The 22,174-nt window shown below is 71.6% G+C and carries 24 protein-coding genes; 12 read left to right on the top strand and 12 right to left on the bottom strand.

The window, feature by feature from the left end; translation table 11 throughout:
- Nucleotides 1-15: 15 nt before the first annotated feature.
- Nucleotides 16-594 (top strand): hypothetical protein, encoded by a 579-nt coding sequence (locus tag N538_RS0117305; RefSeq protein WP_028638337.1) that lies wholly within the window; start codon nucleotides 16-18, stop codon nucleotides 592-594.
- On the opposite strand, the gene N538_RS0117310 is transcribed toward N538_RS0117305, so the two are convergent.
- Nucleotides 572-1,180: a class F sortase gene (locus tag N538_RS0117310; RefSeq protein ID WP_028638338.1), complete on the bottom strand. Its 609-nt coding sequence runs from the start codon at nucleotides 1,178-1,180 to the stop codon at nucleotides 572-574. The two genes, N538_RS0117305 and N538_RS0117310, sit on opposite strands and share 23 nt — an antisense overlap.
- The gene (locus N538_RS0117315) at nucleotides 1,173-2,153 is read right to left on the bottom strand and encodes a hypothetical protein (RefSeq protein ID WP_028638339.1); all 981 of its coding nucleotides are present in this window, start codon (nucleotides 2,151-2,153) and stop codon (nucleotides 1,173-1,175) included. Before N538_RS0117315 ends, N538_RS0117310 begins: the two co-directional genes overlap by 8 nt.
- A 303-nt stretch (nucleotides 2,154-2,456) precedes the next feature.
- Between N538_RS0117315 and N538_RS0117320 the strand changes: the two genes are divergently transcribed.
- Nucleotides 2,457-3,230 (top strand): chitosanase, encoded by a 774-nt coding sequence (locus N538_RS0117320; protein ID WP_036570842.1) that lies wholly within the window; start codon nucleotides 2,457-2,459, stop codon nucleotides 3,228-3,230.
- A gap of 36 nt (nucleotides 3,231-3,266) precedes the next feature.
- Here N538_RS0117320 and N538_RS0117325 read toward each other — a convergent pair whose 3' ends face one another.
- Nucleotides 3,267-3,845 (bottom strand): TetR/AcrR family transcriptional regulator, encoded by a 579-nt coding sequence (locus N538_RS0117325; RefSeq protein ID WP_028638341.1) that lies wholly within the window; start codon nucleotides 3,843-3,845, stop codon nucleotides 3,267-3,269.
- Nucleotides 3,846-3,982: 137 nt separating this feature from the next.
- Here N538_RS0117325 and N538_RS0117330 point away from each other — a divergent pair, with 137 nt between their 5' ends.
- Together N538_RS0117330 and N538_RS0117335 are read left to right on the top strand one after the other, a co-directional pair.
- Nucleotides 3,983-4,780 carry an alpha/beta hydrolase gene (locus N538_RS0117330; protein WP_028638342.1) on the top strand — a complete coding sequence of 266 codons (798 nt, stop codon included), beginning with the start codon at nucleotides 3,983-3,985 and terminating at the stop codon, nucleotides 4,778-4,780.
- Between the two features lie 3 nt (nucleotides 4,781-4,783).
- Nucleotides 4,784-5,551 (top strand): SDR family NAD(P)-dependent oxidoreductase, encoded by a 768-nt coding sequence (locus N538_RS0117335; protein ID WP_028638343.1) that lies wholly within the window; start codon nucleotides 4,784-4,786, stop codon nucleotides 5,549-5,551.
- A gap of 3 nt (nucleotides 5,552-5,554) precedes the next feature.
- Here N538_RS0117335 and N538_RS0117340 read toward each other — a convergent pair whose 3' ends face one another.
- The 4 genes from N538_RS0117340 to N538_RS0117355 form a co-directional block, all read right to left on the bottom strand.
- On the bottom strand, nucleotides 5,555-5,818 hold the full coding sequence (locus N538_RS0117340) for a hypothetical protein (RefSeq protein WP_028638344.1): 264 nt from the start codon (nucleotides 5,816-5,818) through the stop codon (nucleotides 5,555-5,557).
- A 254-nt stretch (nucleotides 5,819-6,072) separates the two neighbouring features.
- Nucleotides 6,073-8,457 carry a GcvT family protein gene (locus tag N538_RS0117345; RefSeq protein ID WP_231496254.1) on the bottom strand — a complete coding sequence of 795 codons (2,385 nt, stop codon included), beginning with the start codon at nucleotides 8,455-8,457 and terminating at the stop codon, nucleotides 6,073-6,075.
- Nucleotides 8,450-9,352, bottom strand: a complete 903-nt coding sequence (locus N538_RS0117350; RefSeq protein WP_028638346.1) for a phosphotransferase — start codon at nucleotides 9,350-9,352, stop codon at nucleotides 8,450-8,452. Before N538_RS0117350 ends, N538_RS0117345 begins: the two co-directional genes overlap by 8 nt.
- Before the next feature lie 15 nt (nucleotides 9,353-9,367).
- Nucleotides 9,368-10,951: an amino acid permease gene (locus tag N538_RS0117355; RefSeq protein ID WP_028638347.1), complete on the bottom strand. Its 1,584-nt coding sequence runs from the start codon at nucleotides 10,949-10,951 to the stop codon at nucleotides 9,368-9,370.
- 139 nt (nucleotides 10,952-11,090) lie between these two features.
- Here N538_RS0117355 and N538_RS0117360 point away from each other — a divergent pair, with 139 nt between their 5' ends.
- From N538_RS0117360 to N538_RS0117390, 7 genes are all read left to right on the top strand, one after another.
- On the top strand, nucleotides 11,091-11,822 hold the full coding sequence (locus tag N538_RS0117360) for a FadR/GntR family transcriptional regulator (protein ID WP_028638348.1): 732 nt from the start codon (nucleotides 11,091-11,093) through the stop codon (nucleotides 11,820-11,822).
- Nucleotides 11,823-11,841: 19 nt separating this feature from the next.
- A complete protein-coding gene (locus tag N538_RS0117365) occupies nucleotides 11,842-13,221 on the top strand; it encodes a glutamine synthetase family protein (protein WP_028638349.1) in 1,380 nt (459 codons plus the stop codon).
- Entirely contained in the window at nucleotides 13,222-14,583 is a 1,362-nt protein-coding gene (locus N538_RS0117370) for an aldehyde dehydrogenase family protein (RefSeq protein WP_028638350.1), read from the top strand.
- 111 nt (nucleotides 14,584-14,694) lie between these two features.
- Nucleotides 14,695-15,474: a 3-oxoacyl-ACP reductase gene (locus N538_RS0117375; protein ID WP_028638351.1), complete on the top strand. Its 780-nt coding sequence runs from the start codon at nucleotides 14,695-14,697 to the stop codon at nucleotides 15,472-15,474.
- Nucleotides 15,471-16,184, top strand: coding sequence for a gamma-glutamyl-gamma-aminobutyrate hydrolase family protein (locus N538_RS0117380; RefSeq protein WP_028638352.1), 714 nt, complete (start codon nucleotides 15,471-15,473; stop codon nucleotides 16,182-16,184). The genes N538_RS0117375 and N538_RS0117380 overlap by 4 nt, the downstream gene beginning before the upstream one ends.
- On the top strand, nucleotides 16,181-16,846 hold the full coding sequence (locus N538_RS26010; RefSeq protein WP_051549378.1) for a glycerophosphodiester phosphodiesterase: 666 nt from the start codon (nucleotides 16,181-16,183) through the stop codon (nucleotides 16,844-16,846). The genes N538_RS0117380 and N538_RS26010 overlap by 4 nt, the downstream gene beginning before the upstream one ends.
- Complete coding sequence (locus N538_RS0117390) at nucleotides 16,843-17,808, top strand: alpha/beta hydrolase (RefSeq protein ID WP_028638353.1); 966 nt, start codon at nucleotides 16,843-16,845, stop codon at nucleotides 17,806-17,808. Before N538_RS26010 ends, N538_RS0117390 begins: the two co-directional genes overlap by 4 nt.
- Before the next feature lie 74 nt (nucleotides 17,809-17,882).
- Here the strand turns inward: N538_RS0117390 and N538_RS0117395 are convergent, their stop codons facing one another.
- The gene (locus N538_RS0117395; RefSeq protein ID WP_028638354.1) at nucleotides 17,883-18,542 is read right to left on the bottom strand and encodes a nitroreductase family protein; all 660 of its coding nucleotides are present in this window, start codon (nucleotides 18,540-18,542) and stop codon (nucleotides 17,883-17,885) included.
- Between the two features lie 37 nt (nucleotides 18,543-18,579).
- On the opposite strand from N538_RS0117395, the gene N538_RS26015 reads away from it, so the two are divergent.
- On the top strand, nucleotides 18,580-18,936 hold the full coding sequence (locus N538_RS26015; protein WP_197025370.1) for a DUF4267 domain-containing protein: 357 nt from the start codon (nucleotides 18,580-18,582) through the stop codon (nucleotides 18,934-18,936).
- Nucleotides 18,937-18,945: 9 nt separating this feature from the next.
- Here the strand turns inward: N538_RS26015 and N538_RS0117405 are convergent, their stop codons facing one another.
- The 4 genes from N538_RS0117405 to N538_RS0117420 are packed head-to-tail and all read right to left on the bottom strand — an operon-like array spanning nucleotide 18,946 to nucleotide 22,123.
- Nucleotides 18,946-19,710 carry a sulfite exporter TauE/SafE family protein gene (locus N538_RS0117405; protein WP_028638355.1) on the bottom strand — a complete coding sequence of 255 codons (765 nt, stop codon included), beginning with the start codon at nucleotides 19,708-19,710 and terminating at the stop codon, nucleotides 18,946-18,948.
- The gene (locus N538_RS0117410) at nucleotides 19,707-20,837 is read right to left on the bottom strand and encodes an SPFH domain-containing protein (protein ID WP_028638356.1); all 1,131 of its coding nucleotides are present in this window, start codon (nucleotides 20,835-20,837) and stop codon (nucleotides 19,707-19,709) included. Before N538_RS0117410 ends, N538_RS0117405 begins: the two co-directional genes overlap by 4 nt.
- Before the next feature lie 20 nt (nucleotides 20,838-20,857).
- On the bottom strand, nucleotides 20,858-21,319 hold the full coding sequence (locus N538_RS0117415; RefSeq protein WP_028638357.1) for an NfeD family protein: 462 nt from the start codon (nucleotides 21,317-21,319) through the stop codon (nucleotides 20,858-20,860).
- Nucleotides 21,320-21,328: 9 nt separating this feature from the next.
- Nucleotides 21,329-22,123, bottom strand: coding sequence for an ABC transporter ATP-binding protein (locus N538_RS0117420; protein WP_028638358.1), 795 nt, complete (start codon nucleotides 22,121-22,123; stop codon nucleotides 21,329-21,331).
- Between the last annotated feature and the right edge of the window lie 51 nt (nucleotides 22,124-22,174).

Here is a 22,174-nt window from a genome sequence, read left to right on the forward strand (position 1 = left end):
TGCCACCATCCTCGCGTGCGCCGCTGCCCCGCCTGGGTCCCCCTCTTGGTCCTCGCCCTCACGGTGGGCCAACTCGCCGTCGCCGAGTGGTGGCCCGGGATCGAGCGGTTCGCCGACAAGGCGTTCGGCGCCCGGCTGCTCGCCTATCCCCTGCTGATGCTCGTGGCACCTGCCTGCTGGTGGCTCGCCAACCGGCGCCGCGAACCGCGGCCCACCCCGCCGTACGGCGCGTTCACACTCGTGATGCTGCCGTTCCTGGTCGACGTGACCGGCAACAGCCTCGACCTCTACGACGCGGTCGTCTGGTGGGACGACGCCAACCACTTCGCGAACTGGTTCCTGCTGCTGACCGGGCTCGGGCTGCTGGTGTGCGGGGCCGTCCGACCGCGCTGGGCGGTCGTGCTCGTGGTCTGCGGGCTCGGCGCGATCCTGGCGATCGGCTGGGAGGTCGGTGAGTGGTGGACGTTCATCCGGCACGGCACCGAGCTCGACACGGCGTACGAGGACACGCTCGGCGACGAGGTGCTCGGCACGCTGGGCGCGCTGTGTGCCGCCCTGCTGGTGGCGCGGCTCAGCCGCGCGGCGTCGCGGTGACGACGACGTTGCTCAGGTAGGCCTCGCCGTTCCAGTCCTCGCAGGTGAGGACCACCAGGCGCCCGGGCACGGACTGGCTGAAGAGCCGGTGGGCGTCGTCGGCGATCCGCCCCTTGCGGTAGATGTGCACGCTCTGCACGGCGTACCGGAGCGTCCCGTGGTCGGTCCGGACCACGATCGCGTCTCCGCGGCGCAGCTCCTCGAGGTCGTCGAGGGCGCCGCCGCCGGTGTGCACGGTGTGCCCGGCGATCAGCGCACTGCCCCGCCGCGCACCGGGCTCGGCGCCGTCGGCCCACCACCCGAGCGTCGTGGGGTCGCTGGGCGGGATCAACGTGCGGCCGGGGGCGTGCACGGGCAGCACCGGCGCACTCACCTTCAGCGCCGGGATCTTCACCCGGTCGGGCGCGCCGGGCACCCGCTTCGCCACCTCGGGCCTCGCGGTGGTGCCCGTGAGGGGGGCGGACTGCGGATCCGACGCGGGGTCCGCGGAGACGGCGCCGGTGGGCTGCGACCACCACACGAAAGCGCCCGCGGCGGCCAGGACCAGCCCGGCCGCCGCGACGCCTGTGGTTCGAAGGTCAGGCACGGGTCCCGTTGCGGCGCACGAGGCCGGCACCGGCCAGCGTCAACCCGCCGGCGACGGCCACCAGCGGCCACGGAGAACGCGCCCAGTCCGGCAGGACCGAGGAGTCCTGGCCCGCGTCGACCGAGGTCGGGACGGCCGCCGCGTCGGCGGACGTGCCCGGGCTCGTCGCGGTCTCGGTGTCCGGCGCCGTCGCGGTGGCGGCCTCGACACCGCGGTCGCCGTTCGCGTGGTGACGGCCGCCGTTGGCGGCGTGGTGGGCAGAGACACCCTGGCCCGCGGCGGTGTCCGCCTCGCACGGGGCGACCCAGAAGACCTTGGTCTTCGTGTCGTTGCCGAGCGAGTACGGCGTCGCCACGGTGAGCTTCACGTGGTAGCCCTGCTTCGGGTGCGGCTCGCCACCACTGAAGCTCAGCGTGTACTGCTCCCGGCCGTCGAGGTCGGTCCCGCCCCCGGCCGGGTCGCCGCCGACGAAGACCTGGGCCGGAGAGGTGCCGCCGATGGTCACGTCGGAGGTCGGGGCCTGAGCGGCGAAGGTGACCGTCGAGACGACGTCCTGGCCCTCGTCGAAGCCGAACCACTCCACGTAGAACGTGCAACCGGGGTGCGGGTTGTTGCTCGGGTGGCCGACCGCGTCGCCGGGGCCGGCGATCTTCACCGTGCCGTTGTTGCCGGGCGGGTTGTGCCCCTCCTGCTGGCCGATGCCGTTCGATCCCCCGCTGCCGTTCCCGTTCCCACCGCCGCTGCCGTTCCCGTGGCCGTGGTCGGCCTGCTGGCCCGGCGCGTGGGCATGACCGTAGGCGTGACCCTGGTGCTGGTGCTGCGCGTGCTCGTGCTGCGGACCCTTCGGGTGGTCCTTGGTCTGGCCGAGGTGCTTCCCGTGGTCCGTGTGGTCGGACTTCGGGTCAGCGGCCGCGGCGCCGGCGAGCGCACCGCACGACAGCGTCATCAGCGTCGCCGCGGAAGCGAGCGCCATGCCATGGTGTATCCGAGACTTGCTCATCATTGGTAGCTCCCTGGTCAGGGCCGCCCGTGGCAGCCGTGCAGTCCCCCTGCGCCGGGGTTGTTGCCGGACCTGGAGGGTCCTGAACATCGGTCTAGACCAGGGAGGGATCACGCGTAACCTCACGGCGGTTTCGTCGTACGGCGGTGTTGTGTCGGCCGACGGGTGGACCGGGCACCGACGAGCCGCTCGACGTGACCCCGCACTTCCACGGGTACGGAGCGTGCCGCGAGACCAGGACCCGCGCCGGGCCGGCCTGTGACTAGGGTCGACGGCATGCGGCGTGTCCTCCTCGGGGTCCTGCTCCTGCTGCTGGTCGCGCAGCCGGCGTACTCCGCACCGGCCGGCCTCGACCGGCCGGGGCGCAAGGAGATCGCGATGGAGCTGGTGTCCAGCGCGGAGAACTCCACGCTGAGGTGGCGGCGGCAGTACACCTACCTCGAGGACATCGGGGACGGCCGCGGCTACACCGGCGGGATCATCGGGTTCTGCTCGGGCACCGGTGACCTGCTGGTCGTCGTCCGCAGGTACACGAAGGCGCAGCCGGACAACCCGCTCGCGCGCTTCATCCCGGCACTGCGCCGGGTGAACGGGTCGGACTCGCACCGCGGCCTCGGCCAGCCGTTCGTCCGCGCGTGGCACCGCGCCGCGCACGACGCGGCGTTCCGGCGCGCCCAGGACGCCGAGCGTGACCGGGTCTACTTCGACCCGGCCGTGCGCCGGGCCAGGGCCGACGGGCTGCGCACCCTGGGCCAGTTCATCTACTACGACGCGATGGTGATGCACGGTCCGGGCAGCGACGCGTCGAGCTTCGGCGGGATCCGGCGTGCTGTGCTGCGGGTCGCCCGCACCCCTGCCGAGGGCGGCTCGGAAGGCCGGTACCTGAACGCGTTCCTCGACGCCCGCACGCGGGTGATGGAGCAGGAGGAGGCGCACGCGGACACCTCCCGGATCGACACCGAGCAGCGCCGGTTCCTCCGCGAGCGGAACTTCGGGCTGCGACCGCCGCTCACCTGGCACGTGTACGGCGATCGCTACCACATCGGCTGAGGCAACCGCGGTGGAGGCAGCCGTGCTGGCGGCGGGCTAGCGAGGCTGGGGCAGCCCACCGTCGATCAGGCCGTCCCAGGCACGCAGGAAGTCGTCGGTGAGCCGGTCGTTGCCGTCGAGCGCGCACGAGACGACCGCCCCCGTCCGCACCATCATCAGCTGCTCGGCGGCGGACCTCGGGTCGCGGTGGTCCAGGCGCCGCAGGAGCTCCTCGAGCTGCCCGGTGACCCAGCCCCTGATCTCGCGCGCATGCACACGTGAGGTGTGGGAGCCGGTGAACTCGGCCGAGGCGTTGATGAACGGGCAACCGCGCCGTACGGCGCCGAAGTCGTCGCGGGTGAGCACCTCGGCCAGCTCGGTGAGCGCCCCGCGCGGGTCGTCGGCATTTTGCTCGACGACGCTCGCGACCTGCGCGCGATCAGCGGCGGCCCTGCGATCGAGGTACGCCGCGATCAGGTCGTCCTTGGAGGGGAAGTGCCGGTAGAGCGTGACCCGGGTGACCCGGGACTCCGCGACGATCCGCTGGATGCCGACGGCGTGGATGCCCTCGTCGTAGAACAGCCGGTCGGCGGTCTGCAGGATGCGTTCGCGAGCCGGCAGGTCCGAACCCTTCATCGCCCGTCCACTCCTTCGTCTGTCGCCGTCGGCCCCGACGCTCTTGCCACGGCCGGCGGACCGTCCTACGTTAGCCAGCAGGCAGGTAGAACGATCGGTATACACCCTCCATCCTCCCCCGCGACGAAGGATCCGTCATGGCCGCTGACCACCCCGTCCTGTTCATCCACGGTCTCTGGCTGCACGCCCGGTCCTGGGACGACTGGGTCGAGCTCTTCGCGAAGGCGGGGTACGACGCCTCGGCGCCGGGCTGGCCAGGCGACCCGGAGACGGTCGAGGAGGCGCGCTCGCGGCCCGAGGAGATCGCGGACCACGGCATCGACGACGTGGTCGCGCACTACGCCGACATCATCGCCGGGATGCCGGTGAAGCCGATCCTGGTCGGACATTCGTTCGGTGGCATGATCGCGCAGCGGCTCCTGGGCGAGGACCTGGCGGCCGCGGCGATCGCGATCGACGCCGCCCAGATCAAGGGCGTCCTCCCGCTGCCGCTGTCGGCCCTGAAGGCGACACTGCCGGTGTTCAAGAACCCGGCCAACAGGCACCGCGCCGTCTCGCTGACCGCCGAGCAGTTCCGGTTCGCGTTCGGCAACGCGATCCCCGAGGAGGAGTCGGACGCGCTCTTCGAGAGGTGGGCGATCCCGGCACCCGGCAAGCCGCTCTTCGAGGCCGCCGCGGCAAACTTCAACCCGCACTCGCCGGCCAAGGTCAACACCGAGAACTCCGGCCGGGGTCCGCTCCTGCTCGTCATGGGCGGCAAGGACCACACCGTGCCCGAGGCCGTCACCAGGTCCACGCTCAAGCAGTACCGGCACAGCGAGGCGGTCACCGACATCCTCGAGCTCGAGGACCGTGCCCACTCGCTGACCATCGACCACGGCTGGCGCGACGTCGCGGACGCCTGCCTGTCGTGGCTCGGCAAGCAGGGACTCTGACCGATGGATCTCGGGCTGGCCGGCCGGACCGCGGTCGTCACGGGCGCGAGCAAGGGCATCGGCCTGGCGATCACCCGCGCGCTGGCCGCAGAGGGAGTCACGGTCGTCGCAGGAGCGCTGCACGGCAGCGAGGAGCTGAGCGCGGTCGCCGGGGCACGTCCGGTCGCGGTCGACCTCACGACGCCGACCGGCCCGGCCGAGCTGGTCGCGGCCGCGGGCGACGCCGTCGACATCCTCGTCAACAACGTCGGGGCGGTGCGGGCGCGACTCGACGGCTTCGTCGCGCTCTCCGACGAGGAATGGGAGTGGTCGCTGACGATCAACTTCCTCGCCGCCGTCCGCACCATGAGGGCGGCGATCCCGCGGATGACCGGGCGGCCGGGGGCGAACATCGTGACGGTCAGCTCCGTCAACGCGTTCCTTCCCGATCCGGGCGTGCTCGACTACAGCGCGGCCAAGGGCGCGCTCAGCAACGTCTGCAAGTCGCTCTCGAAGGAGCTCGGCCCCGGCATCCGGGTCAACACGGTCAGCCCCGGCCCGGTGCGGACCGACCTGTGGCTGGGCAGCTCGGGCGTCGCCGCGACGGTGGGAGGCGCGAGCGGGAGCGATCCCGCCGACGTCGTACGCCGGCAGGAGGCCGCGGCTCCCTCGGGGCGGTTCACGCGACCCGAGGAGGTCGCCGACCTGGTGGTCTACCTGGCGAGCGACCGCGCCGCGAACATCACCGGCAGCGACGTCACGATCGACGGAGGCCTGATCACGACGCTCTGAGGATCATCCCTGTTCGCGACGCTCGTGCAGGCGCTGCTGGGCGGCCGGCAGGAAGGCCAGGCAGGGCGCCTCGGCGCCCGGGTGCTTCTCGACCAGGTGGAACGTCCACCGGTCCATCGCGGCCAGGTAGCCGTTGTCCGCGCCGGCACGATACGTCGACCAGGGCCGCTTGGTCCTGGTGAGGCACGTCGTGCAGGTGATCTTGTAGACGAACTGCCGGTCGCCGTCCAGGTCGATCCTGACCGTCGCCAGCGGACCGGCCTCCACGGAAGCCTTCCGCTCGCGCGCTGATCGGCTCGCCACCATCTCGTACCCCTGTCGTCCTCGGCAGGCGAGCCTACGCGGTGGGCCCGTCGACCGGTGCCGCCGCTCGCGTGGCGTCGCCACGGCTTCACCATGGGATCCGGTCGGACCTGCACGTCCCACGGCGAGCACACCACGGCACGTGTCGGTTTCCCGGAGACCATGGTGAACCGACAGCAGCGCTGGCGGGACCCCACCCCAACGGCCCCCCAGGGCTGTCATGCCAACGGAGCGCGGAGAGAGCAGCGCACGGGATACCGCTCCCCCGCGACGTCGACCTCGAAACCACCGCCGGCGAGCCAGTCGCCGGTGACCGGACCCTCGTGGCGCAGGTAGGCGAGCCCGACGCTGGAGCCGACGGTCGCGCCCCAGGCTGCGCTGGTGACCTGGCCGGCGGGTACGCCGTCGCGCAGCACCAGCTCACCGCCCCACAGCATCGGCTCGGGTGACCCGACCACGAACGACACCAGCCGGCGGCGCGGGCCGGCCGCGGCCAGCCGATCACGGTGGTCCGACAACGCCGCGCGGCCCAGGAAGTCCTTCGACCCCGACAGCGCGGTCGCGAACACCAGCCCCGCCTCGACCGGCCCGAACTCCGGTGTGAGCTCACGGCCGAAGGCGCGGAAGCCCTTCTCGAGCCGGAGCGACTCGATGGCGTAGTAGCCGGCGTCGGTCGCGTCCAGGGCGTCGTACACGGCGCCGGCGTCACCCACGGGCACCAGGAGCTCCCAGCCCAGCTCGCCGACATACGTCATCCGGGTGGCGCGCAGGTCGACGCCGGCCACCCGGACGAGACGCGACGTGGCGAACGGGAAGCCCTCCTCCGACCAGTCGTCGCCCGACAGCGACGACAGCAGGGCGCGGGACCGTGGGCCCATGACGCCGAGCACGGCGTACCGCTCCGTGACGTCGTCAGCCGGTACGCCGTGCAGCGCGAGCCAGTCGAGGTCTCGGATGGTGGTCGCCGAGCTGGAGACGAGGAGGAAGGACGAGGCGCCGGTCCGGGTGACGGTCAGGTCCGCCTCGTACGTCCCGCGCTCGTTGAGGAACGGTGTGTACACGCACTGCCCCACGGGCACGTCGACGTCGGCCGCGCACACCCACTGCAGCCCCTCGAGCGCGGACGGACCCGAGACGACGTACTTCGAGAAGGAGGTCTGGTCGAAGACCGCGACGTCGGTGCGGCAGGCGACCTGCTCGGCGGCCGACCACGGGAGCCAGGACGGCTTGCCCCACGAGTACTCGAGGACCGGGCCGAAGACGTTGGGGCGCTCCCAGCCCATCCGGGTGCCGAAGAGCGCGCCCGCGCGACCCAGCCGGGAGTGCAGGGGCGAGGTGCGCTGGGGCCGACCGGACTCGAGCTCGCGGTTCGGCCACGGGAGCGCGTAGTGCAGCCCGAGCACCTCCGAGACCCGCGAGCGCAGCCAGCCGTTGTCGCCGTGGAACGGCGCGAACCGGCGTACGTCGACCGCGACCAGGTCGTCCTGTGGCTCCCCGGCCACGATCCACTCGGCCAGTGCGCGCCCGGCGCCGCCGGCGGAGGCGATGCCGACCGAGTTGAAGCCGGCGCCGACGAAGTACCCCCGGAGTGACGGGGCCTCGCCCAGGAGGAACTGGTTGTCCGGGGTGAACGACTCCGGCCCGTTGTAGAACTTCCGGACCCCGGTCTCCTCCAGGGCCGGGACCCGCAGCACGGCCTCGTCCATGAGGACCGAGAAGTGGTCCCAGTCCTCCTCGAGGAGCTGGAACTCGAACGGGTACGGCAGGTCGTCGGGTGACCGCCACGGCTTCGCCTCGGGCTCGAAGCCACCCACCACGAGCCCTCCGGTCTCCTCCTTGAAGTACGTCCAGCCGTCGGGGTCGCGCATGATCGGCAGGTCCGGGTGCACACCTGGCACCGCCTCGGTCACGACGTAGAAGTGCTCGGCCGAGTGCAGAGGCACCGTCACGCCGGCCAGGTCGCCGAGCGCCTTCGCCCACTGGCCGGCGCAGTTCACGACCACCTCGGCCTCGACGTCGCCCGCGTCGGTGCGCACGCCCGTCACGCGGCCGTCGGCGACCGGGAAGCCCATGACGCGCACCCGCTCGACGACCCGTGCACCGCCGCGCCGCGCGCCGCGCGCCAGCGACTGGGTGAGGTCGGCGGGGTTCACCTTCCCGTCCCCGGGCAGCCAGATGGCGCCGAGCAGGTCGTCCACGCGCATCGGTGGCCACAGCTCCTGGGCACGCTCGGGTGAGACGAGCTCGCAGGGCATGTCGTACACGACCGCGTTGGCGGCCGTACGCCGCAGCTGCACCATCCGGTCCTCGGTGCGCGCGACGACGAGCCCGCCGACGTTGCGGTAGCCGGTCGCCAGCCCGGTCTCCGCCTCGAGCGAGGCGTACAGCTCCGCGGAGTACTGCACCAGCCGGGTGCCGCTCTCCGAGGCCCGCAGCGGGCCGACCAGCCCGGCTGCGTGCCAGGTTGTCCCGCACGACAGCGTGCCCTGCTCGAGCAGCAGCACGTCGGTCCAGCCGAGCCTGGTGAGGTGGTAGGCGACCGAGGTGCCGATGACACCGCCACCCACCACCACGACGCGGGCACGCGACGGTAGGTCAACCACGGGCGACATCCTCCAGCAGCCGGGGGAACGCCGGGCCTCGGAACGTCTCGACCGCCTTCTCGTAGCGGTCCGTCCCCCAGCCGCGGAAGTCGTACGCGATCGGGCTCGCGGCGGACTGGATGAATCCCCACAGCGACCAGCCGTACTCGCTGCACAGCATCTGCAGCAGCACCCGCGCGAGGTCGGCGCGCGTCGGCGCTCCGAAGTAGTGCGCGACGTACGCCTCGACCTGCTCGGGCGTGAAGCCGCACTCGGTCGCGGTGTTGCCGAGCTCGAAGCACGGGTCGTTGTTGCCGGAGTACTCGTAGTCGATCAGCCACACCTGCCGGCCGTCGTCGATGAAGTTCGCGGCCAGCAGGTCGTTGTTGCACGGCACCGTCGGCCGCGGGGCGACAGCGAGCGCCCGGCGCACGTCCCCCCACGCGGCCGCGTGGTCGTCGTACCCCTCCGGCAGCCAGTAGCCGTTCTCGCGGACCGTGCGCAGGTACGCCGCCTGCCGGGCGAACATGTCGAAGTCACCGGCGAACCGCGGACCGGCGTGCAGCCGCCGGCACGCGTCCGCCGCGCGCGCGAGGACCGCCGGGTCCGAGAACGACGCGTCGCTGAGTGCGTCGCCCTGCAGGTAGGTGATCACGAGCATGGACAGGTCCGGCCGGTACTCGACCACCTCCGCCCCCACGCCCGCGGCCGCCGCGGCCGCGGTGTTGCCCGCCTCGGCGTCCCGGTCGATGCCGAGGAGCGAGGCGTCGCCCTGCGACCACCGGACGACCAGGTCCAGCTCCCCGTCGTCGGTGGTGACGTGGAGGTTGCGGTTGGTCAGCCCGCCCGGGAGGTCCGAGACCCGCCAGGACCGCCCCGCCAGGCAGGCGAGGCGGTCCAGCGGTGGTACCCCCACGTGGTTGGTCGTCGGTCAGTCGTCGAAGGCGTCGACCACGGCCTGGTCGATCGTCTGGACCGGGCCGGTGAACCAGTTCTTCGCCGACACCGACCACCAGATCGCCAGCAGTAGCAGGACGCCGACGGTCATGATGGGCGCATAGTTGACGCTCGCCCAGTCGAACTCGTCGCGCCACGGCGCGCCGGCTGGGACGGTGGGCAGCATCAGCATGATGCCGACGACCAGGATCTCGACGACCGCCACGGGGTTCATCCACTTGTACTTGCTGCCGTTGTTCCAGCCGCCGACCTGGAACTTGTCGCCGTGGCGCCACCGCAGGAAGATGGGGATCGCGAACGAGAAGTACAGGCCGATGACCGACACCGAGACGACGGCGTAGAACGCGGTCGGGATGCCGTTCACGGACTTCAGCGCCGGCAGCGTGATGATGCCGCCGATCACGGCCGCGCAGACGACAGCGTTGACCGGCGTCCTGCGCGCGTTGACCTTGGACCACAGTCGCGAGCCGGGCACCGCGCGGTCCCGACTGAAGGCGAACATCATCCGCGAGGTCGACGTGAGGCAGGCCGTGGCGCAGAAGAGCTGGGCGGAGGCGGAGATGAACAGCAGCGTCCCGGCCCAGTTGGCCCCCAGGGACGCGTCGAAGACGTAGGCGACCCCACCGGCCGGGATGCTGGCGTAGTCGGGCTTCCCGTCGACCTGCGGGATCGCGAAGGTGACCGCGAGCAACAGCAGGTAGCCGCCGATCGCCGAGTAGAAGATCGACCGCCACAGCCCCTGCGCCGCGGCCTTCGCCGCGCCCTGCGTCTCCTCGGACAGGTGGACCGAGGCATCGAAGCCGGTGATCGTGTACTGCGTCAGGATGAAGCCGAACGGAATGATCACGAAGAAGAAGGCCAGCGAGCCGGTCGACCCGCCGTCCCAGCCCGAGCCGTTGAACTTGTCGGTGAAGACCTGGGACACGCTCAGGTGCTGGTCCGGGACGACCAGCAGGACGCCGATCAGGACCGCCGCGCCGACGACGTGCCACCACACCGAAATGTTGTTGAGCAGCGCGAGCAGGTGGCTGGAGAAGATGTTGATCAGCGTGATGAGGGCCAGGACCACGACGAAGAACACGAAGACCCGGTTCAGGGAGAACGTGTCGTACCAGCCCCACTCGAGGAAGGTCAGCTCGAAGAACGTGGCGCACCCGTAGGCGACCGAGGCGGTGACCGCGACGAGCCCGATGAGGTTCAGCCAGCCGGTGAAGAAGCCCGCTCGCGCCCCACCGAGCTTGGAGGCCCAGTAGTAGATGCCACCCGACGTCGGCATCGAGGACACCAGCTCGGACATGGTGAAGCCGATGATCAGGATGAACATCGAGATGATCGGCCAGGACCAGGAGATGGAGATCGGTCCACCGTTCGCGATGCCCGCGCCGTACGTCGTCAGACAGCCGGCGAGGATCGAGATGATCGAGAACGAGATCGCGAAGTTCGAGAACCCGGACCAGGTCCGGGAGAGCTCCTGCTTGTAGCCGAGCTTGGCGAGGTGCTGCTCATCGGCGTTGAGGTGAGGATGGGGAGCCTCGACGGGCTCGTGCGCTTCGGGCATGCGACACACCTTCCGGGCGATCGTGCGAATGTGAACCGGACGCTAGACCCCGCCCGATTCGGGTGTAAAGACATCCTGGTGAAAATGGTATGAACTCAGACCATTGACACGTGCTCCGCACGATCCCGAGGATGACCCCGTGACCGCTCCCGCCGAGCACCTCCCCGAGGCGGTGCTGCGCCCCGTGCGCGGGCACCACGCCTTCGAGGCGTGCGTGGAGCAGCTCGCCACGGCGATCCGGCTCGGGGTCTACCCGCTTGGCACCGCCCTGCCGCCCGAGCGTGAGCTGGCCGCGATCCTGCAGGTCTCCCGGGCCACGCTGCGCGAGGCGATGGCCGCGCTGCGGGAGGCCGGACTGGTCGAGACCACACGTGGCCGCGGCGGCGGCACCGTCGTCACCCTCAAGCCCCGGACACCGTCTGCGAGAGCCGCGGCGCGGATCTCCCCCGAGCGGCGCCGCGACTGGCTCGACGCCCTCGAGTTCCGCCGCGTGGTCGAGCCCGGAGCGGCGTACCTCGCGGCGCGGATCCAGCCCGCCGGCGTACGCCGCGAGCAGCTGGAGCGAGCGCTCGCGGACGTGGATGCCGCTCGCCGGCCGGCCGCGCACCGGCAGGCCGACTCCCGGTTCCACCTGACCGTCGCCTCGCTCGCGGACTCGCCGCGCACGATCGAGGCGGTGACGTCGGTGCAGGCGACGCTGCACGAGATGCTGCTGGCGATCCCGGTGCTCGGCACCAACATCGCCCACTCGGACCGCCAGCACGCGGCGCTGGTGAAGGCGATCCTGGCCGGCGACGCCGACCGGGCCCGCCGCGTGATGGAAGAACACTGCGACGACACGGCCGCGCTGCTGCGCGGCCTCCTCGGATAGACCCGGACCAGGAGCTGGTGTGACCGAACTCCGCAACAACCGCCACCTGACCATCGAGCAGCTGCTCGACCGGATCGGCACCGGCAGGATCGACACGGTCGTCGTCGCGTTCACCGACATGCAGGGCCGGCTGCAGGGCAAGCGCCTGCACGGCCGGTACTTCGCCGACGTCGTCGTCCCGCACGGGACCGAGGGCTGCAACTACCTCCTCGCGGTCGACGTCGAGATGAACACCGTCGACGGCTACGCCATCTCTTCGTGGGAGAAGGGCTACGGCGACATGGAGTTCGTGCTCGACGAGCGCACGATCCGGGTGCTCACCCACCTGCCGGCGACGGCGATGGTGCAGTGCGACCTGGTGTGGCCGCCCGACGAGTCCGGGCAGCACTCCCCCGTGGTCCAGTCGCCGCGCACGATCCTCCAGCGGCAGCTCGACCGGTGCGCGGAGAACGGCTGGCAGGCGCTCGCGGGGACCGAGCTGGAGTTCATCGCGTTCGACACGTCGTACGAGGAGGCGGGCCTCCGGCACTACCGCGACCTCACCCCGGTCAACCAGTACAACGTGGACTACTCGATCCTCGGCACCTCCCGGGTCGAGCCGCTGCTGCGGGCGATCCGGAACACCATGTACGACGCGGGTCTCGACGTCGAGGGCGCCAAGGGCGAGTGCAACTTCGGCCAGCACGAGATCGGCTTCCTGTACGCCGACGCGCTCACCACCGCCGACAACCACGCGGTCTACAAGACCGTCGCCAAGGAGATCGCCGCCCAGCAGGGCAAGTCGCTCACGTTCATGGCGAAGTACAACCAGCGCGAGGGCAGCTCCTGCCACATCCACCTGTCGCTGCGCGGCGAGGACGGCGACCTGGTGTTCTGGAAGGACGGCGCGCGGACGCCCCTGTACGACCACTTCGTGGCCGGGGTGCTGGCGACCGCGGCCGACTTCACGCTGCTCTACGCGCCGAACATCAACTCCTACAAGCGCTTCGCGGACGGTTCGTTCGCCCCGACCACGATCGCGTGGGGCCTCGACAACCGCACCTGCGCGCTCCGGCTCGTCGGCCACGGCGCCGGCGCCCGGATGGAGAACCGGATCCCCGGCGCCGACGTCAACCCCTACCTCGCGCTCGCCGCGATGCTCGCCGGCGGCCTGCACGGGATCGAGAACGAGCTGCCCCTGGAGCCGGAGCTGGTCGGGAACGCCTATCACTCCGCCAAGCCAAGGGTGCCGCACACGATGGGGGCCGCACGGGAGGCGTTCGTCGCGTCGAAGGCCGCGCGAATGGCCCTGGGCGACGAGGTCGTGGAGCACTACGCGAACATGGCCGCCGTCGAGCTCGCGGCGTACGACGCGGCCGTCACCGACTGGGAGCTGCACCGAGGGTTCGAGAGGCTGTAAGTGACTGCTGAGACCTACACGGTCATCAACCCGGCGACCGCGTCGCCGGTGACCGACGTCCACCTGGCCTCCGTGGCCGAGACGGATGCTGCCATCGAGGCCGCGCACGCGGCGTTCCCCGCCTGGCGGGCGATGCCGCCCGGCGAGCGCGCCACCCTGCTGCGCCGCTTCGCCGCGGTCGTGGACGCGCACGTCGAGGAGCTCGCCGAGCTCGAGGTGCGCAACGCCGGCCACACCTGGGGCAACGCGCGCTGGGAGGCGGGCAACGTCCGCGACTGCCTGAACTACTACTCCGGTGCTCCCGAGCGGCTCTTCGGGCGCCAGATCCCGGTCGCCGGCGGCGTGGACGTGACGTTCCACGAGCCGCTCGGCGTGGTCGGGATCATCGTGCCCTGGAACTTCCCGATGCCGATCGCCGGCTGGGGGTTCGCGCCGGCCCTGGCGGCCGGCAACACCGTCGTCCTCAAGCCGGCCGAGCTGACGCCACTGACGGCGATCCGGCTGGGCGAGCTCGCCCGCGAGGCCGGCCTGCCCGAGCACGTCCTCACCGTGATCCCCGGCAAGGGATCGGTGGTCGGGGAGCGGTTCGTGACGCACGAGCTGGTGCGCAAGGTGTGCTTCACCGGCTCCACGGAGGTGGGCAAGCGGATCATGGCCGGCTGCGCCGAGCAGGTGAAGCGGGTGACGCTCGAGCTCGGCGGGAAGAGCGCGAACATCGTGTTCGCGGACGCCGACATCGCAGCGGCCGCGGCCAGCGCGCCGTACGCCGTCTTCGACAACGCCGGCCAGGACTGCTGCGCCCGCTCGCGCATCCTGGTCGAGCGACCGGCGTACGACGAGTTCATCTCGAAGCTCCAGCCCGCGGTCGCGAGCCTGCGGGTGCTCGACCCGAGCGACGAGTCGTCCGAGATGGGCCCGCTGATCTCGGCACAGCAGAAGGCCACCGTCACCGGCTACCTCGACGGGGCGGAGGTCGCGTTCGCCGGCAGCGTCCCGGGTGGCGACGGCTTCTGGGTGCCGCCCTCGGTCGTGGCCGTGGACGACCCCGCCGCGCGGATCTGGCGTGAGGAGGTGTTCGGCCCGGTGGTGGCGGTGATGCCGTTCGACGACGAGGCCGACGCGGTCGCGAAGGCGAACGACACCGAGTACGGCCTGTCCGGGTCGATCTTCACCAACGACCTCGGCAAGGGTCTCCGGGTCGCCCGCGGCGTCGAGGCCGGCAACCTCAGCGTGAACTCGCACTCGTCGGTCCGCTACTGGACGCCGTTCGGTGGCTACAAGCAGTCCGGTCTCGGCCGGGAGCTCGGTCCGGACGCCCCGATGGCGTTCACCGAGGAGAAGAACGTCTTCATCGCTCACTAGGGGAGTCCGCGGGATCCCCGGTTAACCGGGGATCCCGGCACTTCTCGGGCGTTGCAACACCCCCGAAGTGCCAGAAGAGGCCGGGAAGTACCGAACCAGAGAGGTGCCAACGTGGCAGGGAGAATCCAGGACCGGGTCGCGGTCATCACCGGAGGCTGCTCCGGGATCGGGCTCGCGACGGTCGAGCGGTTCGTGCAGGAGGGCGCGAAGGTCGTCATCGGCGACATCGACGACGAGCGCGGGCACCAGCTCGCCGACCGGCTCGGCGGCGAGACCGTCGCGACGTACGTGCACGTGGACGTGACATCGAAGGAGGAGGTCGACGCCCTCTTCCGGACCGCGAAGGACACCTACGGCTCGGTCGACATCGCGTTCAACAACGCCGGGATCAGCCCGCCCGAGGACGACTCGATCCTGGACACGGACCTGGACGCGTGGCGCAAGGTGCAGGAGGTCAACCTGACGTCTGTGTACCTCTGCTGCAAGTCCGCGCTGCCGTACATGCTCGAGCAGGGCAGGGGCTCGATCATCAACACCGCGTCGTTCGTCGCGGTGATGGGGGCGGCCACCTCGCAGATCTCCTACTCCGCCTCGAAGGGCGGCGTGCTGTCGATGACGCGTGAGCTCGGCGTGCAGTTCGCACGTGAAGGCGTCCGCGTCAACGCGCTGTGCCCGGGGCCGGTCAACACGCCGCTGCTCCAGGACCTCTTCGCCAAGGACGCGGAGCGCGCGGCCCGGCGCCTCGTGCACGTGCCGATGGGTCGCTTCGGCGAGCCCGAGGAGATGGCGGCTGCCGTCCTGTTCCTCGCCTCCGACGACTCCTCGTTCATGACCGCCAACACGTTCCTGGTGGACGGCGGCATCTCCGGGGCCTACGTCACGCCGCTGTGAGCACGCCCCTCATCGGTCTCACGACCTACCGGGAACAGGCGGCCTGGGGCGTCTGGGACCAGCGGGCCGACCTGCTCCCGACGCCGTACGCCGCCGCGGTCGAGGCGACCGGCGGCGTACCGGTCCTGCTTCCTCCCGTGGGCCAGCCCGGCGCAGCGGACGCGGTCGTCGCCCGCCTCGACGGCCTGGTGATCAGCGGGGGTGCCGACGTGGACCCCGGCCGGTACGGCGAGGACGCGCACCCGAGGACGGCGAGCTGGCGCGCCGACCGCGACGCGTGGGAGTCGGCGCTGCTCGACGCCGCCGGCGCCGCGGGGCTGCCGGTCCTCGGCGTCTGCCGCGGCATGCAGGTGATGGCCGTGCACGCGGGCGGCGTGCTGGACCAGCACGTGCCCGACCTCGTCGACCACGAGCAGCACTCCCCCGGCGGCGACGAGTTCGGCGCGATCACCGTGTCGACCGTCGCGGGCACCCGGCTGGCCGGCCTCGTGGGCGAGCGGCTGTCGGTGAACTGCCATCACCACCAGTCGGTGCGGAGCCACCCGGGGTTCGACGCCGTCGCCCACGCCGCGGATGGCACGCTGGAGGCCATGGAGGCACCCGGCCCGCGGTTCTGCGTCGGCGTCCAGTGGCACCCCGAGACCGCCGCGGACGTCGGCCTGCTGGCCGGGCTGGTCCGCGCGGCGGCGGCGTACACGACCGGTCGATGACGCTCGTCAGCGCGCACCGCTGCCTCACGAGCGCGGACATCGAGGCCGCGATCGCCCTGGGCGCGGACTACGTCGAGATCGACGTGCAGCGCACCGCGGACGGAGCGCTCGTGCTCCACCACGACCCGGTCGACGTGGCGCCGCCCGACGTGCTCCGGTACGCCGACGCGCTCGATCTGATCGCCGGCCGCAGCCGGGTGCACCTCGACCTGAAGTTCCGCGGCGACGAGGTCGCGGCCGTGGCGCTGGCCGTGGACCGGCTGGGCACGGACCGGATGCTGGTGACCACCGGCCACGACGACGGGGTGCGCGCCGTCCGCGACTGGTCGGACGCCCACGGGCACCACCTGATGGTGGGCCTGTCGCTGGGTCGCGGCGTGCCGGGGTTCGCGCTCTGGCAGATGGCGAAGGTGCGCGCCTCCGAGCTCTGGCCGGGGGTCCGCTACCGGCACTCGCGGGCGAACATCGTCGTCGCCCACCACTGGCTGGCCCGGCTGCGGGTGCGCCGGTTCGCCCGGCGGCACGGCCTGCCGCTGCTGGTCTGGACGGTCGACACACCGCGCTCCCTGGCGTACTGGATGCGCCCCGGCCGCGCCTGGCTGGTGACGTCCAACGAGCCGGCGGTGGCGCTCCGGCTCCGGGCTGACAGAATTTCGCCATGACCCGTGGAGCGTTCGACGAGCTCGTGCCCGACGTCCTGGGCGAGCCGTACCTGGCCGAGACCATCAGCCTCCCGCCCGACGAGGAGGGACCGGTCGTCGTCACGCTCGTCGTACGCCGGGCGCCGGAGCCCACCGGGCGGGCGGTCCTGCACGTGCACGGGTTCTGCGACTACTTCTTCCAGACCGACTACGCGGAGTGGTGGAACGAGCGCGGCTACGACTTCTACGCGGTCGACCTGCGCAAGTACGGCCGCTCCCTGCGTCCCCACCAGACGCCGAACTTCGTCACCGACCTGCGGCAGCACTTCCCCGACCTGGACGCGGCGTTCCAGCGGGTGGTCGAGCGCGACGGCCACGACCACGTCGTGATCAGCGCGCACTCGACCGGCGGCCTGATCGCCGCGCTGTGGGCCGACGAACGCCGGCCCGCCATCGCCGGCATGGCGCTCAACTCGCCGTGGCTGGACATGCAGGGCGGCGCGATGATCCGCGGGATCGGGACCACCCTGATCAAGCAGGTCGGTGCGCGGCAGCCGAAGCGGGTGATCCCGCGCACGGTCGGCGGTCACTACGGCCGGAGCCTGCACGTCGACCACGACGGCGAGTGGATGTTCAACACCGACTGGAAGCCGCTCGACTCGTTCCCGGTCACGTTCGGCTGGCTGCGGGCGATCCGGCTCGGCCACCACGAGCTGCAGACCGGGCTCGACGTCGGCTGCCCCGTGCTGGTGCTCTCCTCCGCCGGCACCCGCTGGCCCCAGGAGATGGGCGAGGACGCCCACGGCTACGACATCGTGCTCGAGGTCCCGCAGATCCGGCAGTGGGCGACCGCGATCGGCAGCCACGTCACGTACGTCGCCATCGAGGGCGCCCGTCACGACGTGGTGCTGTCGCGGGCCGAGCCGCGCGCCACGGCGTACGCCGAGCTGGGCACCTGGCTGTCGTCGTACGTCGCCGACTGACCGGATCGGCCGGGGCCTGCCTCCCGGCGCCGTCGGCGGCTCGCCCACCGCCCGCGCGGTGACAGGACCCGGGGTCAGAGCGGTGCGCCGTCGAACCGCTCCCGCGTGGCCAGCTCCTCCACGGGGACCCGGCGGAGCTTCGTGAGCTGGCGGACGGGCTTGCCGATCGGCACGACCGCCGCGACGGCGTACTGGTCGGGCAGCCCGAGCAGCTCCTTCACCGCCGGCTCCTGGGCGACCGCCATCGTGGTGATGGTGCCGCCGAATCCCTCGTTGCGCGCCGCGAGCAGGGTGTTCCAGACCAGCGGGTAGACCGAGGCCCCGCTGATCAGGCCGATCCGGTCGAGGTGCTGGTCCAACGCGGCGACGACGCCGAGGTCGACCACGAAGACCAGGACGACGGCCGCAGTCAGCACCGGCTTCGTGAACGACTCCGGCACCTCGGTCGCCTCGATCTCGGCCTCGGAAGCGGCCGGCGCCTCGAGGGGGTTCCACGGGCTCTGGCCCGCCTTGATCTGGGCCACGTAGCGGCGTACGCCGGGCTTGTTCAGCTCGGCCAGCCGCTCGCGGGTGGCGGGGTCGCGGACCACGATCACCCGGGTGCCCTGGCGGTTGCCGCCGCTGGGTGCGAACCGGGCGTTGTCGAGGATCCTGCGCAGCGTCTCGTCCGGCAGCGGGTCCGCCGTGAACTCGCGTACGGCCGGGGTGGTGCGCATGACGTCGTACAGGTCCATGACCCGAGCCTGTCACGAGGCCGCTAGCGTGCACGCCATGAACCCTGTGATCGGACTGTCCCTCGGCCGGATCGCGGTCGGTGCCGTGGCGGTGGCGGACCCGGAGCGTGCCGCCCGCCTCTTCCAGCTCGACCCGGTGTCGAACCCGCAGCTCCCCTACGTCACGCGGCTGTTCGGCGTCCGCGAGGTCGCCCTCGGCCTCGCGACGCTGATGAGCAGCGGCCGGACCCGCAAGGGCATGATCGGCCTCGGCATCGTGGTCGACGCGGCCGACGGGGCGACCGGCTACCTCGCGATGCAGGACGGCACGGTCTCGCGGAAGACCGCGATGACGCTGATGGGTCCCGCGGTCGGTGCCGTGGGCTCGGGTCTCCTCGCGCTCGTCAAGCGCTGATCCACCGGGTCAGGTCAGCAGGAACACCGACAGCGCAACCACGCCGACCACGACGATCACCACGCGCAGCACGGCGCTCGGCAGTCGGCGGCCTACGGTCGCGCCGAGCTGGCCGCCGATCACCGAGCCGATGCCGATGATCAGCACGACCCACCAGTCGACGGGCGCGACGATCGCGAAGATCAGCCCGGCGACGGCGTTCACGAGCGCGGCGAGCACGTTCTTCACGCCGTTGAGGCGCTGGAGCGTCTCGTTGATGCCGATGCCCATCACGGCCATCAGCAGCACGCCCTGGGCAGCGCCGAAGTAGCCGCCGTACACGCCGGTCACGAACACGGCCGGCCACACCCACCACGTGCCGTGGTACGGCAGGCCGCCGATGCCCTCGTGGCGGCGGGCGACCCAGGCGGAGATCCGCGGCTGGAACACCACGAGCACGAGGCCGAGCAGGATCAGCACCGGCACGATCGCCGTGAACGCGCCGTCCGGCAGCACCAGCAGCAGGGCCGCGCCCGCCGTACCGCCGAGCAACGAGGCCCCGCTGAGCCGCAGCACGCGAGGGCGCTGGCCGTCGAGCTCGCGGCGGTAGCCGATCGCGCCCGACACGGATCCGGGCACCAGGCCGATCGTGTTCGAGACGTTGGCAGTGACGGGCGGGACACCGAACGCCAGCAGCGTCGGGAACGTGATCAGCGTTCCCGACCCCACCACGGTGTTGATCGTCCCGGCCGCGACCCCGGCGAGCAGGACCGCGACGACCTCGAACGGCGTCACTGGGCGGGCGGCACCTCACCCGGGTTGACGGCCGGATCGGTCTCGGCCGCCTCCGCGGCCGCGGCGCCCCTGCCCGGGTGGGCGGCACTGGCCGCCTCGGCGATCGCCGCCTCGACCGCCGCGCTGGTCTTGCTGAGCTCCGAGTCGGAGCGGGGCTCCACGGGCTCGCTCGGACCCATGTCGACCCGCTTGAGCGGACCCTCGACCTTCTGCGGGATGCCCTGGAGGTTCGTCATCGTCGACCCGAGTCCCTCGAGCGCCTTGCCGATCTCGCTCGGGACGATCCAGACCTTGTTCGCGTCGCCGTCGGCGATCTTCGGCAACATCTGGAGGTACTGGTAGGCCAGCAGCGACTGGTCCGGCTGCCCGTCGTGGATCGCCTGGAACACCGTCTGGATCGCCTGTCCCTCACCCTGGGCGCGCAGGATCTGCGACTCCCGGTCGGCCTGTGCCCGGAGGATCTGCGACTCGCGGTCACCCTCGGCGTTGAGGATCGCGGCCTGCTTCGAGCCCTCGGCCGTCAGGATCGCGGCCTGCCGCGAGCCCTCGGCGGTCAGGATCACCGCCCGCTTCTCCCGGTCCGCACGCATCTGCTTCTCCATGGAGTCCTTGATCGACGGCGGCGGGTCGATGCCCTTGAGCTCGACCCGGTTGACCCGGATGCCCCACTTGCCGGTCGCCTCGTCGAGCACGCCGCGCAGGCCGGAGTTGATCTGGTCGCGACTGGTCAGCGTCTCCTCGAGGTCCATGCCGCCGACGATGTTGCGCAGCGTGGTCATCGTGAGCTGCTCGATCGCCTGGATGTAGTTGGCGATCTCGTACGTCGCCGCGATCGGGTCGGTGACCTGGAAGTAGATGACGGTGTCGATCGAGACCACGAGGTTGTCCTCGGTGATCACCGGCTGCGGCGGGAAGCTCACCACCTGCTCGCGCAGGTCGATCAGGTAGCGGACCCTGTCGACGAACGGCACCACGATGTTGAGGCCGGCGGGCAGGGTCTTCAGGTACTTGCCGAAGCGCTCGACGACGCCGGCGCGGGCCTGCGGGATGATCCGCACGGTCTTCGCCAGCAGCACCACCACGAACAGCAGCAGCAGTGCGAGCAGGATCAGGATGACGAGCGGCACGGAAATCTCCTATCGGTCGGTCATTCGCCGAGCTCGGCGACCGGGTGTACGTACGCCGTGGCGCCACGGATCTCGAAGACCTCCACGGTCGCGCCCGGTTCGATCGTCAGGTGCTCGTCGTACGGCGCCGCCGACCAGGTCTCGCCGGCCAGCTTGATCTGGCCGATGGCCAGGCCGGTGATGCGCGAGGTCACGACCGCCCGCTGCCCGACCAGCTTGCTGTGGCCGAGCTGGAGGTCCGGCCCCTGGTGCAGCCTGGCGACCAGGTTGGGGCGGACCAGCGCCAGCATCGCGATCGAGGCGAGGCCCGCCACGAGGATCTGGGCGATCACGGCGGCGCCCAGCACCGCCGTCACCGCACCCGCCAGCGCACCCACGGCGAGCATGATCAGCACCAGGTCGAGGCTGACCAGCTCGGCCGCACCGAGGACGGCGGCGACCCCGAGCCAGGCGGCCCAGGCGTTCTCGCTCAGCCAGTCCATGACCCGAGCCTATCTGTGCCGGGTACGACGACGCGCGCTCCAGCGTCCTTCCTCGTGCGACAGCACGAGCGGCATCCCGAAGGTCGTCGCGAGGTTGTGCTCGGTGACGACGTCCGCGATCGGCCCCGCGGCGACCACCCGGCCGCCGCGCAGCAGCAGGGCGTGCGTGAAGCCCGGCGGGATCTCCTCCACGTGGTGCGAGACCAGCACCGTCGCCGGCGACCCCGGGTCCGCGGCCAGGACGGACAGCGTGGAGACCAGATCCTCGCGCCCGCCGAGGTCGAGCCCGGCGGCCGGCTCGTCGAGCAGCAGCAGCTCCGGGTCGGCCATCAGGGCGCGGGCGATCTGCACCCGCTTGCGCTCCCCCTCGCTGAGCGTCCCGAAGGTGCGGTCCACCAGGTGCACCGCGCCCACCTCGGTGAGCAGCTGGCTCGCACGCTCGTGGTCGAGCTCGTCGTACGCCTCCCGCCAGCGACCGACCACGCCGTACGACGCGGACACCACGACGTCGTGGACGCGCTCCGAGCGCGGGATCCGCTCGCCGAGCGCCGCGCTCGTCAGCCCGATCCGCGGCCGCAGCTCGAACACGTCGACGGTCCCGAGCACCTCGTCGAGGATCCCGGCGACCCCCGCGGTCGGGTGGATCTGGGCGGACGCCACCTGGAGGAGCGTCGTCTTGCCGGCGCCGTTCGGCCCGAGGATCACCCACCGGTCCTTCTCCTCGACCCGCCAGGAGACGCCGTCGAGCAGGGTGGCCTGCCCGCGCCGGATGGTCACCTCGGCGAAGTCGAGCACGGCGGTCATGTGGATCACCCTATCGACCGCCGGTACGACGCTCGCGCGTATCCTCGGCGG

The sequence above is a fragment of the Nocardioides sp. URHA0032 genome (assembly GCF_000620645.1).
Lineage (GTDB): Bacteria > Actinomycetota > Actinomycetes > Propionibacteriales > Nocardioidaceae > Nocardioides.